This is a genomic window from Alkalihalobacillus sp. FSL W8-0930 (assembly GCA_037965595.1).
Lineage (GTDB): Bacteria > Bacillota > Bacilli > Bacillales > Bacillaceae_D > Alkalicoccobacillus.
This window is the reverse complement of sequence record CP150183.1, coordinates 426,777-442,245: the sequence shown is the minus strand read 5'-3', so window position 1 is coordinate 442,245 and position 15,469 is coordinate 426,777. Positions and strand designations below refer to the sequence as shown.

The following is a 15,469-nucleotide window of genomic DNA, read 5'->3' as shown; positions in this document are numbered from 1 at the left end:
TCACTAATTGGTTAGCAGAACAGGTCCAAGTAATCCAGATTCTTTTGCAACCTGATCCATTTCGTTTGCTTTACTATTCGTGACGATCAGAACGATTTTATTTTGACCTTCCTTTAGCACACTACCTGGTATGTGGAACTGATACGGGGACCAAAGCTTATTACCAATATGGAGATCATTTATCCAAAGCTCCGCTATTTCAAACAGTGCGCCAGCATCAAGCTTATTAAAAAGAGAACATTGTTCGCGAGTGAGATCCACTTTTACCCTGTACTGAATCGTTCCAGAGAAATGAGACCAATCCTGTCCCCATGTTGTCCATGATACGAGCTTTGTATGGTCTAGTTGCTCCTCGCAGCAGGCGATCTCCCAGCCTTCATTTGGTATCATTAGAACTGAACTAGATTGATCGGTGTCTATTCTTTTCTTTGTTGCGGTATCCTGTGTAGGAACAAGGATGAGACTTTCGCGGCGTCCAAGTTCAAACTCAAACAAATCATTCGATTGTTTCTTCACAAGGGCAATGGTCCCAGTCCACGCATTCCACGCTTGTAGTGAAGACGTATCGATCGCACATGTCCCTTCGTAACGCTCCTCTCCCTCATTTACAAGGAGATAAAAGGATTGCCCGCCCTTCTTCACATGTGTGACCCGAATGTCAGGAGAGTGCTTAGTAAGCTTTAAAGTGCAGTCTAAAAGCGGATCTGCATAATGAATGACGCTTCCCCCACGTTGCTTAAAGGCATGTAGCCAATCCTTCGTTTTTTCCTTTACCATCATTTCTTCCAGAGCAAGCACCGTTTGATAGCGTTGGTTACCGATCACAAGTGTTCCTTCCACTATTGAAGCTTGATCTAATAGATTCTCCTCCAAATAGTTAAACTCAACTTGATGCTCATAGAGAGACTTAATGGAAGTAGATGGTAAATTGTCTTCTGTGCAGAGCACAGCTATATTTGCCTGGTTTACAGAGTCGGTCATCAGCCAGCTTAACCGCTTCATATAGGTTGAGAATTGATTGTAATAGGGCCACCAGCTATTGTGCATACCAACATCAGGTGGTCGCTCATGACTTCGCTCCATCCCTGAAACGGAATAGTAGAAGGCATGTGGACAAAAGAGATTAACTCCTCTAACGGCTAACCAATCGATATACCACTTCATATCGTCCGCTGTCAGTGTCCAATCCCCCTCCTTACTGCACACACCTAGAAACTCATTTAAATTTCGGCGTTTACCAGCGTGCCTTGCTGCATCAGCACCACACTTTGCGGCTGTTGAATGTGGCCCTTCCAATGCCTTATGATCTTCCGGTGCCACCCACCTCCAGACGACGTCCTGACCGGGAATGTGGAAATGCTTTAACAGTCCAATGTCTGTACTCGCTGCGGGGTGTCCTGTTAATGCGATGCCGTTTTCTTCGCACCAGCTAGCTAACTGCTTGTAATAAACCGTAGATAACCGTTCGTTAACTGCTTGATTGAAGCGACAGCGAACCGTTTCGGAAGCTCGGCAATCGAGCCATAAGGCAGCTAATTCTTCCTCCTTACCACCATGGTTTTTAAAGTCTTCAAGGAAATTCTCCGTCCATGGTCTTAAGGACTCTGATGAATTTCGTCCGAGAATATCTGGTTCATCGGTAAAAAATGCAGTGATCGTTGTCCCCAGCCACTTTCCGACGTATCGTTTGTACACGTCATGTGTGTGATGGATAAATGACTGAACAGCTAATGGGTTCAGTAAGTCAGCTGAAGCTGGTGCCTCTGGTTCCCCGTCGTCCTCCCCGACATGTACACCTCGAATCGTTCCATTTGATGGCTTATCAACAAATGCATAGACTAGCTTATTTGGAGGGTTCGTTCTAAACGCTTGATAAGACAGGATCTCAACCATTAGATCTTCGTTTACTTCTTCAATGAGTTGAAGCGAGACTAACCGTTCATCTCGGGCCAACTCCAGCCCTTCCCCTGGCTGTATCTTAATCATCTCAAGTCCTCTGCTTGCAAATATAGGATCATCCTGTACGACACGGCCATGTGCAGAGCCCGATGGATACATTGCCTCATCGTATAACATGACATTCATGGACAAACAACTCGCCTCTGCCACTGCTGTCCTCACATAGGACATAAACTCATCTGATAGATAACGAATATTTTTCGGAAGTCCGAGTCGAGGGTGAATCACAAACCCTTCAACTCCTTTTTCATAGAATTGGTGTATCTGTCTCTTGATCTCTTCATGTGTAAGCGTATCGTTCCAGAACCAGAAAGGAACGGGGGTGAATTCACTTGGTGGATGAAGAAACTGTTCTCTAAGAGTTGTCATCAATGATCCTCCTGCCCCAATGTCTTTATTGTCCAAACTTTTTGCGGAACTCACTCGGTGAGAGGTCCACCGATTTTTTGAAGATTCGATTAAAATAACTATGTCTGTAGCCGACTTGTTCTGCTACTTCATGAATCTTCAGGTTGGTTTCAATAAGCAATCTTTTGGAGTGCTCAATTCGAAGATCTGTCAGATAATCAATAAATTTGATTCCAGTTACTTTTTTAAAGCTACGACTTAATGTGTGTGCATTGGTTTCGAATTTCTCTGCACAGTAATCAAGTGAGATATCATGCATATACGAAGATTTTAGATAATCAATGACATTCTCCACCAGACCCTTCACCTCTTGGTTTACACGTTCTTTTAGATGGGCTAGGTAAGGTTCAATCACATTCGTTTCTAGCCAATTTAACATTCGCACAGGTTCTTTTATCACACTCAGCTCCGCGTACAGATTTCGGTTTGAGAAGATCTCTTCTAAATGAATATCTGAATGAAGAATCTCGTGCTGAATCCGACTAAATAACTGCAACATCCCCATTTGAATGTTCTCCCACGTTTTTGCATCTGCGACTAATTGGTTTAGGAATCGCTCAAGTTGATGATGGATCTCCTCTCGATCACCCTTGCGAATGGATTGAACCACCTCACGTTCTACTTCAAAAGGGTAGCTTGCCTGGTTACGCTTATGCTCCATCTGCGTTTCTTCTAAAAAGTGGATCTGGTTTTGATTCTTAAACCTCCGCTGGTATTTGCCTTGCCTGGTTTCTTCAAACAGTGCATGGATTCGTTTAACCTGACTGGATGGCTCACTTACTGAAATAATGAGTTGAAGCTTCAAAAGTCGATTCACAAGGGAGGTTAACTCCTGCACAAAGGAGCGCATCTCTTTTGTCTGAGATGGCTGCTCAATCAAAAACAAGCTAACAGACAAATCGTAGTTATCCAGTACTGAAAATTGATCAAAGTATTTTTCACAAAGCTCTTCGACGATATTTTGAATCGAAAACGTAATTAACCCTTCATCACTTGTTATAAAACTATGATTTCCTTCTTCTAACCCAATTGCCTGAATATCTATCACTCTAAAAACATGCTGATCAATCTTCCATCCATAGTTCTCCATCCGGTCCGTTAATTGCTGCTTCGTTTGTTGGTACAAGTACCCTTGACTCAGTTGAATCAGAAAGCTTTTTTGAAGCTGCGGTGTTTCAGATGTTAATCTTGATTTGAGTCGTTGCCTTTCTTGATAGAGTTGGGTAAACCCTTCTTCTAACAAGGTGAACTCGCCTTGAGGATTAATGGACTCATCTCCCGCGTTTTCCTTCTGAACCTTTTCAATTAAGCGTTCTACCGGACGATAAATCGTTTGTGATCCAAACCAGGTCAAGATCAGCGCAACCACTAATCCAGTTATTGAGATGATAACAATGCTCCTTGAAATCCATTCAATAGGAGCAGTTATGGCTGACAAAGGGACAGCAGATACGTAGGTCCATTCATCATTCACTCGGTCAAACTGCCCAAAGGAAACAGAGTAACTGTGGCCGTTATAGACATATTCAATGGAACCTGAGCTATCTTCAAGCTGGGTCAATTCATTTTTTAAAGCGCTTACAAAATAAGTGTTACTTGAGTCGGTTTCAGGCACAATCATCTGCTGACGACTATTCATCAGAAAGGTGATTCCTTGCTCATCTGTTTTTAATGTTTGAATGAGTTGACCAAACTTCTTCTGATCGAGTGTCACACTAAGCAAACCAAGCGGCATTTGACTTGCACCCGGAATGGAATGACTTAATATGGTAGACTCTTCTCTATCTGAACGTGGCTGTTGTGTATGAGCCCAGCCCATTGAATGGTCGGATTTTAATAATGATTGATAATATGCGTATTCTACAGGTTTTACCTTACTATAGAATGGACTAAATAAGAGCGGTTCATCGTCTTTATTAATGTATAGCTCCACTCGTTCAATTAGAGGATGACTCCCTTGGATCACTGTAAGCAGCTGCATCATATCTCTTGTTTCAAGAATGTCTTTTACAAAGTTACGGTCCATTAAATCAGGTCCAAACCGTTTTTCAAACGCCCAATAGGAGAGTGATAGTTCAAGATATTCAAGTTGGTCATCAACCATTTCAGCGGTCTCCGCAATCTGAATCGTGTGACGTTCTCTCAATTCTTTTTTAACGGTCGTGACCCCAAACCATTGAATTCCTACACCTGAAATGATTCCTGGTATAAACGCAATAATTAAGATGAGCAAAAAGTTCTTTCTAAAGTACTCTCGACTCCACCCTCTCTTAACTCGCTTAATCAGGTTCAACTTGATTCCTCCTCTCGTATAGCGGCTAGAGACTTGTACATTCTATTCTATAGCACGAGAGGTCAGGAAAGAAGTCTTTTCCAATTTTTATAGGTTACCCTTTAACCGATCCAATCAAAATACCCTTCGCAAAATGTTTCTGCAAGAACGGATAGAATAATAAGATTGGTAATGTTGCAACGACAATCACCGCGAGCTTTAAGGTCTCAGCTGGAGGTTCCTGGAACATTGTATCCACCTCTCCACCAAGACGCGTATCCGCAACATTCATGATTTGCTGAAGCAAAAGCTGTACCGGCCATTTGCTACTATCACTAATGTAGAGAAGCGCCTGAAAGAAGTCGTTCCAGTAAAAGACAGCATAGAACAATGTGAATGTTGCAATCACCGGTTTAGAGAGAGGAAGAACAATTCTCCAAAAGATGCCTATCTCCGAACACCCATCAATCTTGGCTGATTCCTCCAATTCATGGGGAAGCATTTGAAAAAAGTTCTTCACAATGATTAAGTAAAACGGATTGATGGCAAGGGGAAGAATCAATGCCCACAATGAATCAAGTAAACCTAGTGTACGAACAACCATATAGGTAGGAACCATTCCTCCACTAAATACCATAGTGAAAATAATCATGTTCAACAGCATGTTTCGCCCGATTAATCCTTTTCGAGAAAGCGGATAAGCCATCGTCAAAGTGAGAAACAAGCTGACAATTGTTCCACCAATCGTAACTAAGACGGATACTCCAATACTCCGAACAAAAGTTGTTGTTGAAAAGATATATTCATACGCATTTAATGAAAAGGTTTGGGGCCAGATAAAAAAGGATCGCTCTATCACTTCAGATTCTGTAGCAAATGAACCAGCAACAATATAGACAAATGGAAGAAAGGTCACCAGCCCAATGAATAATAGAATGATATGATTAAATACGTCAAAAACTCGTCCTGCAGGAGTGTTATGAATCTTCACCTGTTTTCCTCCTTTTCTAGAAAATACCGCCTTGACCAAATCGTTTGGCTAAATGATTTGCTCCAAAGATTAAAATAATTCCTACGACGGCTTTAAATAAACCAACCGCGGTACTGTAACTAAAGGCACCCTGAGTAATCCCCATAAAGTACACATACGTATCAAATACATCAGCTACATCACGGTTTAATGAATTTGTCATTAGATAAATTTGCTGGAACCCTTGATCTAAGAAATTCCCTAGTCTCAGAATGAGTAGAATGACAATCGTACTTCTTAATGCCGGAAGCGTCACATGCCACATTCTCCGGAAACGTCCTGCCCCGTCCACAATAGCTGCTTCATATTGCTCCTGGCTTACACCCGCCAAAGCAGCTAAAAAGATAACCGTTCCCCAACCACTTTCCTTCCAAATAATCTGGGCAATGATCATGGGTCTGAACCAATCAGGATGGGAAAGAAATGAAATCTGACTTCCTGTTAACCGTTCCACTAAAACGTTGATGATCCCTCCGCTTGTTGTTAAGAACACGTACGAAATACTAGCGATAATCACCCACGACATAAAGTGCGGCACATAAACCAAGGTCTGAATGGTTCGTTTATAGATCGATATTCTTACTTCATTTAACAATAGAGCTAAAATGATTGGTGCCGGAAAGAAGAAGATCAAATCGTAAATCGCTAAAATCACTGTATTTCTCATCAACCTGACAAAGTCGGGATCACTAAAGAATCGCTGAAAATGCTCAAACCCTACCCATTCACTCCCCCAAAACCCAAGAAAGGGCGAGTAATTCTGAAAGGCAAGTAAGACACCCCACATTGGCAGGATTTTAAATAAGAGAAAATAGATCACACCGGGTAAAAGCAGCAGATACATCCATTTATCTCGTAAGATCCTTTGAAATCTTGATCTTTTTGGTGATACGTTTACCGGTGCTTGAAGTGCAGGTTCACCTTTTAGCCTCGTCACAGAGCCACCTCCATCATCTTTTTTCCTATACAAAAGGCACAGGTCGACTACACGTGAACTGTGCCTCCTTAGGAACGTCGTTTAATTCGACCCAGATTGGGCTTCTTTGTATAATTCATTTATTTCCTTTACGTAGTCCTCACCACCAGAACTCATCCACGTTTGAACGGCTTCGTCAAATCCCGCATCATCCAATTCGCCAATAATGTATTGAATACGTGCGTCTCCGATGATGTTATCAAGCTGTTGACCACGTTGAGCATAAACTTTTGATACGAGTGGATACGCTGGATCCGGGAGCACAATTTCTTCGTTTTGAACCATCACAACATTTGAACGTTTTGTTAGCTCTGATTCCTCTGGCTTTAAGAATTTCTCTTCAGGAAGGTACATTTGAATTTGGTTTAAATCCTGAAACTCATTGCGCTTTTTCTCATCATCAGCAACGAGGCTCACTAAATTACCATCCTCTACCTCATAGTGACGGCCTTCGATTCCATTAATCGTAAGGTTCTGAGCTTCTTCAGAGTTTAGATCGTTTAAGAATTGCAGTACCTCTTTTAACTCTTCTTCATTTTTTACCGATGTTTTTGAAACAGAGAATACGCTGTGATAACCTGTTGTTGGTTTGGTGACTAAGCCATGGTCCCCACTGACCGCACCAAAGACATCTAGAACGTCATCTAGCTCTGGATCTCGATCCGTCATCGCTTTGTTCATTCGACCAGCCGTGTCCGCCACATCAACAATTAATCCAACTTCTTCGTTGACCATTGGATTGGTCCATTGCGTTGGATCCATAATAGCAAAGTCTTCATTAATCAAACCTTCTTCAAAAATTTGATTGAACCACTTAATCGCTTCGCGGTACTCATCTGTTGTAAAGTCTGGTACGAGTTCGCCACTTTCATCAAAACCCCATTTATTTGGTGCACCAAACCACGTTTGCATGATATCCCAAGGACCCTCAAATTCTGATATCGCCATTCCGTACGTATCATCCTCACCATTTCCATCTGGATCATCATAAGTAAACGCTTTCAAAACTTCATGAAAGTCTTCTAATGTTTCCGGCATATCCATTCCTAGGTTTTCAAGCCAATCTTTCCGGATGACCACAGCATTTCTACCAAGAGGTCTAGCCCGTGGAATCCCATAAACACGACCTTCAATGGAAACATTTTCTTTTACAATATCGTTGATCTTGAGATTCTCATAGTCATCTAGATAGTCCGTCAAATCCCAAAAAGCACCGTCACGTACGGCACTTATATAACTTGGACTCTTATCGCCAAGCATCACATGAGGAAGATTTCCTGAAGCGAGTGTTACATTAAATCGATCACCATACGTTGTAGAAGGAACAAATAACATGTTCATTTTCTTACCTGTCAGCTCTTCCAGTTCTTTAATAACCAGACTATCATTCTGCGGAGGCTCTGGTGTGTAGCTCATCGTCATAATATCGATTGTTTCGATAGATGCACCTTCCTCACCACCTTCAGTAGAAGATCCTTTTTCACTACAGCCTACAAGAAGTACTACTCCTGCGCTAAATAAGGACAAGCCTAGCTTTGCCTTTTTCCCTCTAAACATCTAAAACGTCCCCCTCTCAACTTTGCAGTATTGTCATGTTCTGCCATTCAAATATAGAATGGACTAACCTTACAGACAATAGTTAATTTTTGTACTCGTTAATCGCTATGTATCAGTACTTTCAATCGTTCTTAATACTTTTTTGCACACTAATACTTTTTTGACACACGGCAAAAAGAACCTAGGATATCAAAGTTATTTAGAATAGAAATTACAATTGTAGCAATTCATCCGCTACAGGAGAATCCCTCGCTTTCCGCGGATACGGCCTCAGCCCCTTCCGCGGAAAATACGCCGCTACAGTGTCTTCACCACGTATTTTACCGCAGGAGTCTCGGGTTCTCCTTCCGCTTATTTTGTTAAAAATACGAATAGCGAATGATTCGATCCTAGAATCATTCGCTATTCGTATTTGCTATTTTTTATTACACCCTAAGCTGTTTAATATGGAGTAGAAGTTTCTATTCACTCTCTTCATCCATACTTCTTCTGATGCTCTTTCTTCATCTTTAAGTACTCTTCGTCCTCACGCACAGTGATCCATTTCTCTTCGAAAATCTCTGCTGATTTGGCTTTTGTTTGATCAATATCGCGCTCGTTTAGATCTCCATTCTTGTCGTACTTTTTGCCACCGGGATAGTTAGCGTAGCGACGTGCTCTTGTGTAGCCCATCTGTAAAAACTTTCGTGCCATATCCATTCCAACAAAATCATCGTTTTCTTTATAATCACAGTATTGCTGATAAATCGTATCCGCTGACTCCTGAGCAATATCAGGTGTTTTGAACCGCCAATTAGGTAAAATTTCTCCTTTATATGGCTCAACCATTAAGACACCTTGCTCCCCGCGCCCGACCTTGTACTTGTGTGGTTCTTTGCGAAAGTCCGTATTATCAAAGTCAACTGAATCGTAGTATCCCATTTTCTTCACCTCACCCTTCAGGTACCCGAATCCGGCTGCATTCACACGTCTATGGAAAACAGCACAGCATTGATTTATAGTATAAGTAGATCGGTTTTATAAAATGAGGTGTTATCAAGTGAATATGAATGTATTACGAACGATCCGAATCCTGATGAATGTGGTTCTTCTAGTGTTGGCTATTTTGCATATTGCTGGTTTTATCACAATCTCACCAACACTGTTGCTTATCTTAGCTACGATCGTTCTAATTAGCATCTTCTTTACAAGAAGAGCTGAGACAAAAGAAAAGAATGCAGAAAAAGAATAGAACGACAAACAAACCGGGACGCCTTAGCTTGCCCCGGTTTGTTTCTCATTTTCTTTGAAATATATCTATCCCATGTCTCTCCAGTAATTCAATTGCAGTTTTTATTGGCATGCGCTTTAAATTAAATTGCTTATCAAGCAAATTTTCCATCTCACTAACCGAAGATATATACGTAGTTGTTTTCGTTCCGTTATTATACTCTATCGTATATTCATTGTTGATTAATGAAAGTGATCGCCCACGATTATTCTGCCATATTTTACAACGGAGAATCTTCATAAACGAAGCCTCAGGTTGAATTGACCTATGATAAACAGGCTTAAACGTATCCACCTGAATTCTATTACGCATGTTAAACGTCCAATCCATATCTCGCTTTTGATTTCCCTTCCATCTCACGTATTCATATCCTAAATCATTCCGTATAATTTGTATCTTCTCAGAGCCAAACTTTCTGATGGAGGGTTCAACTAAGTCAAGGTTAATCGGCTTAAAAATTGGTGCTGCAGACCCTACATCTACATAATAGTTTGATTCGTTTAATGATACGATAATCGCTAAATGATCTTTTCCTACTTTAACTGGTGAACAGTTAAACCCAATTTTAAGTAATAAGTGCATAAATGAAGAGTTCAGAGTATAGCAGGTTCCTCCATAATGGTGCAGCAAGTAATTCTCAATATATTGCTCTATAGATGGTATCCAATCTTCACCTGAAGCTGTTAGGATCAGCTTACTAATGTTTTCAAATGCAAATGTATGAAGGTGAGCATGACATAGTTGGTGCAGGTAGTCATATGTTGGCTTCCTTAACTCCATTTTCATAATCCTTAAGTATGTTAGGCATTGATTATCTTTCACACCATCACTTCCTTTTGATTAAGATTACCTTACGTACATGCTTATTACGTGGGTTAAACTGATGATCATATCTAAGCCTTTTGATGTAGATCATAGAAAAAGGAGCGTCTAATCAGACACTCCTTTTTTTCATCTTAACGTGGGTAGCTATTTAATTCCTCTAGAGAAATAAACGTTGGGATCGTTGCTCCTTTGTATTCCTCTTCAATGTATTCTTTTACTTCATCTGATTGATAAATTTCAACGATACGTTGAAGCGTTGGATCGTCGGCATTGTCTCCGCGTGCAGCAATGATATTGATGTAAGGTGTTGCTGTTTCATCTTCACGAGCAAGTGAATCTTCTGTTGGGCTTAGCCCAGCATCAACAGCAATTCCGTTATTAATAACAGCTGCATCTACGTCTTGCATTAGTCGCGGGGCGTTAGCAGGAACGATCTCTGTCAGTTTAAGATTCTTCGGGTTGTCTTTAATTTTATCTAATCCACTTGTTACACCAAAGTCATCATCAAGCTCAATCAATCCTGCTTCTTGTAAAAGCATAAGGTTACGCGCTTGGTTTGTTACTTCATTCGCAATTAGAATTTCCGCTCCATCTGGAATGTCTTTAATTGAATCGTAACGATCAGAATAAATACCAAGTGGTGCAAGAATTGTTGTACCAATGGCTTCTAAGTCCATGTTATTTTCTTCTCTGAAGTTATCAAAATAAGATACCGTTTGGAACGCATTTGCATCAATATCGCCGTCCGCAAGCGCCTGGTTTGGTTGAACATAGTCATTAAAGCTTACGATATCAATGTTAATACCTTCTTCTTTTGCGATATCAGAGATAAAATCCCACTGACGCGCATCTGTTCCTGCGATACCGATTTTAACTGTCTCTTCATCTCCTGAACCACATGCAGTAAGTGCTGCAATTCCAAGTCCTGCTACCAATAATTTTAATGTGTTTTTCATGATACTCTCCACCCTTTTCTCTCTGTTTTATCTTCTTCTTGATTTCTTAGCAAGTAAGTTTCCAAGTGATTGCAAGCCTTGTACCATAACAATTAATAAGATAACTGTGATGACCATTGTAGCGTTATCGAAACGCTGATAACCATAAGTGATTGCGACATTACCGATTCCACCTGCTCCAATCGCACCTGCCATTGCTGTTGCACCAACAAGTCCAATCGTAGCTGTGGTAATACTTAAAATGAGTGAGCCTTTTGCTTCCGGTAGTAAGAAGCGGAAGATAATTTGAGCTTTTGATGCTCCCATTGAATCAGCCGCTTCAATGATGCCGGGATCGACTTCAAGTAGTGAGTTCTCAATTAACCTGGCAATGTACGGTGCTGCGTAGACAACGAGCGGTACTACGGCCGCTTCCATTCCAACAGCACTTCCAACAATAAAACGAGTGAACGGAATAATCGCTACCATTAAAATAATAAATGGTACTGACCGCAGCACATTAATAATCGGATTTAATATATTAAAAAGCCAAGTACATTCAAGAATATGCCCTTTACGTGTCACAACTAGTACAACACCAAGTAAAATACCGATAATCGCTGAAAACAGTAAGGATAAGAACACCATATATAACGTTTCATAAAGGGAGGTGATCAGTATATCCGTTGAGATATTTGGTCTAATGGATTCTGGTAGGCTCTCAAGCATCAAGTTTCACCTCCGATACAAGTAACTCTTTGTCTAAAATAAATTGAAATGCCGCTTCTAGTGACTCGGGTTCACCTTGCACTTCAACAGTTAAGCTTCCGAATGGTGTGTCCTGAATTTCTGTAATGTTTCCAAAAAGAACATTAACATCGACGTCAAATTTTCTTACAAGCTCAGATAAAAGTGGTTTCCCTGAGGATTCACCAATAAACTCAATCTTGTAGATTCTTGTTTTTTCCGAACCTTGTTCCAAGATACGTCTCACGCTTGCTGGAATTTGATCATTCACGACGGAACGAACAAAGTTCTTCGTTGTCTGATGCTGTGGTTTTGAGAAAACATCGAGGACCGTTCCTTCTTCAATGATTCGTCCTGATTCCATTACGGCTACACGATCACAGATTTCTCGTATAACGCCCATTTCATGAGTGATGATTAAAATCGTCACATTAAATTCTGTGTTCACTCGTTTCAAAAGCTGGAGAATCGCACTAGTTGTTTCTGGATCAAGTGCTGACGTGGCCTCATCACATAGAAGGACGGCTGGATTTGATGCAAGTGCACGAGCAATTCCAATACGCTGCTTCTGTCCTCCAGAAAGTTGTTCTGGGTAGCTTTCCGCTTTATCTGATAATCCAACAAATTCAAGCAATTCCGCTACACGCTTTTTCACTTCTGCTTGAGGTGTACGAACAAGTCGCAAGGGTACAGCTACATTCTCAAACACTGTTTTTGATTGAAGCAAATTAAAGTGCTGAAAGATCATACCAATATCGCGCTTGGCCTTTTGTAATTGGCTTCCCTTTAATGACATAATGCTTTGGCCGTTTACGATCACGTCCCCATCCGTTGGGCGTTCAAGCAAGTTGACGCTCCTTATTAATGTACTTTTCCCAGCCCCACTAAATCCAATGACACCTGCGATTTGCCCTTTTTCTACACGAAAGGTCACATCATCAAGTGCTTTTACTTCGCGATCTTTTGTTTTGAATACCTTGCTGACTCCTTTAAATTCAATCAATGGTCGTACCTGCCTTCCTTATAAAAATTTCTATATCGATGAGGATACTAGGTTTGAAAGCGATCTCTTACCTTTACTCTCATGTTTTCCTAAAAACAATAAAAACCCTCTTATTCGCTAAAATAAGAGGGTTGAAATGGTTGTGGTAAGTCATTCAGCTCTTATCGTCCAGGTCTTTCACCTGCAGGAATTAGCACCTTCCGCAATTGCGGGGTTGCTGAAGCATCATCGGGCCAGTCCCTCTGCTCCTCTTAATAAGAATATGTGGTTGTGTTGTGTTAAAAACACAATATCAGAATTTGTCGAATCTGACAAGTGCTATTTCCTTTTTACAGGTACTGATACGCTTCTTTAGGATAAACATTCAGCAATTTTGCAAGCTCAGCATGCTGATCTTCAGCTTCTTCCACAACTGCTTCAAGGATTAAACCTTCGTTCACTAAGTTTTGAGCCTTTTTCGGTAAAACAAAGGTTAATGTATCTTTTGTATCCATCGACTTCACTTGAACACGATCTTCAGTCACTTCTGTTACTTTGAATAATCCACCTGTTGCTTCAGGTTCAACCTTCTGATACTGAGGTAGGGAGAATCGACCTGAATCGGACGAGAGATTATACACTTTAACAGCTTCAATAAGGGAAGACTCAAGCTCCGAGCAAACTGCAGAAGCGTCTGCATGGGTTGTTGTTCCCGCGTTTTGATCAAGCCACTTCGTAAATGCTTTAATTGTACTTAATAGGTCTTTCACCTGTGTTTGGCTAATGACATCATTTTCAAATAGATCAATGAGTAAGTGTTTTTTCCAGAAGTCTTTTGTGCAATCAGACCAATCCTTCGTTCGTTGTACTTCTAGTGAATAACGAATGGTAAATAAGCTTGTCCGGTATTTACGAACCGTACCTGCTGCCTTTCCATCTGTTTTCTCTTTGAAGAAGCGCAAAATCGGATCATGGTAAAATGCATCAACGGTATTTGGACTAAATCCTAAGTCTTCATATGTCTCGATATCCTCTTGTTTTACAGAAAGGAATTGATTGTTGTGATAGTAGATTGGTTTGATACTACTTTCTCGATTCTCTTTTTGAGTAACAAACGGAGACTCAGGTAAGCCAGCCTCTTTACGGAAATGATTGATATCAAACGTAACATCAACAGTTTGATACTTCGAAATCACTTGATCATAAAGATTAAACTCACTTTGTCTAAACCAGCTCTCAGCCGCATCCATTTGGTTGTTATCAACCAGCTCATAGATACTGTGCTGATCAAGTGCTGGGATTGGAGCGCTTAAGTCAAAGGACTTAGCTTGTTCCGCGTAGAGAGCAAAATATTCTGGTGGCTCCCCTGTCATTTGCAATAGCTTATTCGAAAAGGCCATAGCTCCAGCTGGTTGCGTTTTAACTGATTCCTCTAAACTACCCACAAACTGCGGATAAGCCTCAAGCAGTTGTTTAAACCATTCTGCCTTCTCTTTTGTATAGGTGGTATACGTCATGTGAGATCCAGAAAACTCAAGCGTCGCTACTGCATCAGCCATCAACACTTCGCTATCAACCGCACTGTCTTTATACGTAGCCCAGTTTTCTGCTTGTGTTAAGTGCTTTTGCTGATCGCGCCAATCGTAAACGACAAATTCATCACGGTCTTTAAGTAAAGTGGCAAACGTCTGAGTTTGTTCTACATTTGCTTCAATTGTTATTTGAGTCATTTTTGACTGGCTCATTGTAAACGGACGTTGTTCCTTCGCAAGTAATGCTCCTAATACTTCTGGGAAGTACTGTGTCATGGCTTCCTCATGTGAAACCTTTTGTTCAGCCATTAACTCATTAACAGCAATCTTAGCGCGTTCTACGTGATCCGGTCCTTGAAGAATTCGAATGCCATTAAAGAAAGGTGTTTCCCCAAAGAATTCAATTAAACCGATTGTCCCGTACCAAGGTCTGAAGGTTGGGAGGTTCTCTGTATCCTTCGTCATCTTAAAGGTTTCTTCTGTGTAAAGGTCCAGGAAGACGATCTCCTGCTCAACTTGATTTACGGCTTGTACCAGGCGTGGCTTAAGCGTTGTCCATTGTTCTGCTAATTCCTTCTCAGCTGATTGAAGACGATGTCCTTCTTCTTGTAGGAACCACTTCACTCCTGTTAACCCATTCTCGTGGGCATAAAAGAAATTAAGCCAGAAGTTCACGTAGCCTTCTTCAATACGTTCAGGAATTAACCGATTTGAACGACGGTGAAATTCTGATTGAAGGGTTAAGAATTCGCTATATGTAACCTTTTTATCCATAAAAGCCTGCAGCTTTTTAGTCAGCTGATGCTTTTGTTGTGCAACACGCTCTTCACGTGCTTGGTTGATATCTGTCACTTGTTTTTTATTCATACAGCATTTCTTATATTTTTTACCACTGCCACATGGACATGGTTCGTTTCTACCTACTGTCATTTCCATACTAAACACCTCTATTAAGCTTTATATCAACTTATAATGT

At 40.9% G+C, this 15,469-nt stretch carries 12 protein-coding genes and 1 riboswitch; of the genes, 1 reads left to right on the top strand and 11 read right to left on the bottom strand.

Translation table 11 applies throughout. From position 1 onward, the window contains the following. Positions 1-3: 3 nt before the first annotated feature. The 6 genes from NSQ54_02390 to NSQ54_02365 all read right to left on the bottom strand — a co-directional run bounded on the left by NSQ54_02390 (position 4) and on the right by NSQ54_02365 (position 9,123). On the bottom strand, positions 4-2,328 hold the full coding sequence (locus NSQ54_02390) for a glycosyl hydrolase (GenBank protein WYP26983.1): 2,325 nt from the start codon (positions 2,326-2,328) through the stop codon (positions 4-6). Positions 2,329-2,353: 25 nt separating this feature from the next. Beyond that, positions 2,354-4,660 carry an AraC family transcriptional regulator gene (locus NSQ54_02385; protein ID WYP26982.1) on the bottom strand — a complete coding sequence of 769 codons (2,307 nt, stop codon included), beginning with the start codon at positions 4,658-4,660 and terminating at the stop codon, positions 2,354-2,356. Positions 4,661-4,754: 94 nt separating this feature from the next. Further along, positions 4,755-5,630, bottom strand: coding sequence for a carbohydrate ABC transporter permease (locus tag NSQ54_02380; protein WYP26981.1), 876 nt, complete (start codon positions 5,628-5,630; stop codon positions 4,755-4,757). A gap of 16 nt (positions 5,631-5,646) precedes the next feature. Then, on the bottom strand, positions 5,647-6,606 hold the full coding sequence (locus tag NSQ54_02375) for a sugar ABC transporter permease (protein ID WYP26980.1): 960 nt from the start codon (positions 6,604-6,606) through the stop codon (positions 5,647-5,649). 81 nt (positions 6,607-6,687) lie between these two features. Beyond that, positions 6,688-8,202, bottom strand: a complete 1,515-nt coding sequence (locus NSQ54_02370; GenBank protein ID WYP26979.1) for an extracellular solute-binding protein — start codon at positions 8,200-8,202, stop codon at positions 6,688-6,690. 474 nt (positions 8,203-8,676) lie between these two features. Then, a complete protein-coding gene (locus tag NSQ54_02365; protein ID WYP26978.1) occupies positions 8,677-9,123 on the bottom strand; it encodes a DUF4385 domain-containing protein in 447 nt (148 codons plus the stop codon). 118 nt (positions 9,124-9,241) lie between these two features. Between NSQ54_02365 and NSQ54_02360 the strand changes: the two genes are divergently transcribed. Then, positions 9,242-9,433, top strand: coding sequence for a hypothetical protein (locus NSQ54_02360; GenBank protein WYP26977.1), 192 nt, complete (start codon positions 9,242-9,244; stop codon positions 9,431-9,433). A 45-nt stretch (positions 9,434-9,478) separates the two neighbouring features. On the opposite strand, the gene NSQ54_02355 is transcribed toward NSQ54_02360, so the two are convergent. The 5 genes from NSQ54_02355 to NSQ54_02335 form a co-directional block, all read right to left on the bottom strand. Further along, positions 9,479-10,252 carry an arylamine N-acetyltransferase gene (locus NSQ54_02355; protein ID WYP26976.1) on the bottom strand — a complete coding sequence of 258 codons (774 nt, stop codon included), beginning with the start codon at positions 10,250-10,252 and terminating at the stop codon, positions 9,479-9,481. Between the two features lie 176 nt (positions 10,253-10,428). Further along, positions 10,429-11,253 carry a MetQ/NlpA family ABC transporter substrate-binding protein gene (locus NSQ54_02350; GenBank protein WYP26975.1) on the bottom strand — a complete coding sequence of 275 codons (825 nt, stop codon included), beginning with the start codon at positions 11,251-11,253 and terminating at the stop codon, positions 10,429-10,431. A 27-nt stretch (positions 11,254-11,280) separates the two neighbouring features. Then, positions 11,281-11,961 (bottom strand): methionine ABC transporter permease, encoded by a 681-nt coding sequence (locus NSQ54_02345; GenBank protein ID WYP28483.1) that lies wholly within the window; start codon positions 11,959-11,961, stop codon positions 11,281-11,283. Then, entirely contained in the window at positions 11,954-12,982 is a 1,029-nt protein-coding gene (locus tag NSQ54_02340) for a methionine ABC transporter ATP-binding protein (protein ID WYP26974.1), read from the bottom strand. Before NSQ54_02340 ends, NSQ54_02345 begins: the two co-directional genes overlap by 8 nt. Before the next feature lie 158 nt (positions 12,983-13,140). Then, positions 13,141-13,243: riboswitch (SAM riboswitch) on the bottom strand. A 68-nt stretch (positions 13,244-13,311) separates the two neighbouring features. Further along, positions 13,312-15,429: an SEC-C domain-containing protein gene (locus NSQ54_02335; protein WYP26973.1), complete on the bottom strand. Its 2,118-nt coding sequence runs from the start codon at positions 15,427-15,429 to the stop codon at positions 13,312-13,314. Positions 15,430-15,469 lie beyond the last annotated feature (40 nt).

Coding starts and splice junctions, on each gene's coding strand:
- NSQ54_02365 (WYP26978.1), bottom strand. CDS start 9,123: ATGGGATACTACGATTCAGTTGACTTTGATAATACGGACTTTCGCAAA.
- NSQ54_02345 (WYP28483.1), bottom strand. CDS start 11,961: ATGCTTGAGAGCCTACCAGAATCCATTAGACCAAATATCTCAACGGAT.
- NSQ54_02350 (WYP26975.1), bottom strand. CDS start 11,253: ATGAAAAACACATTAAAATTATTGGTAGCAGGACTTGGAATTGCAGCA.
- NSQ54_02355 (WYP26976.1), bottom strand. CDS start 10,252: ATGGAGTTAAGGAAGCCAACATATGACTACCTGCACCAACTATGTCAT.
- NSQ54_02390 (WYP26983.1), bottom strand. CDS start 2,328: ATGACAACTCTTAGAGAACAGTTTCTTCATCCACCAAGTGAATTCACC.
- NSQ54_02370 (WYP26979.1), bottom strand. CDS start 8,202: ATGTTTAGAGGGAAAAAGGCAAAGCTAGGCTTGTCCTTATTTAGCGCA.
- NSQ54_02335 (WYP26973.1), bottom strand. CDS start 15,429: ATGGAAATGACAGTAGGTAGAAACGAACCATGTCCATGTGGCAGTGGT.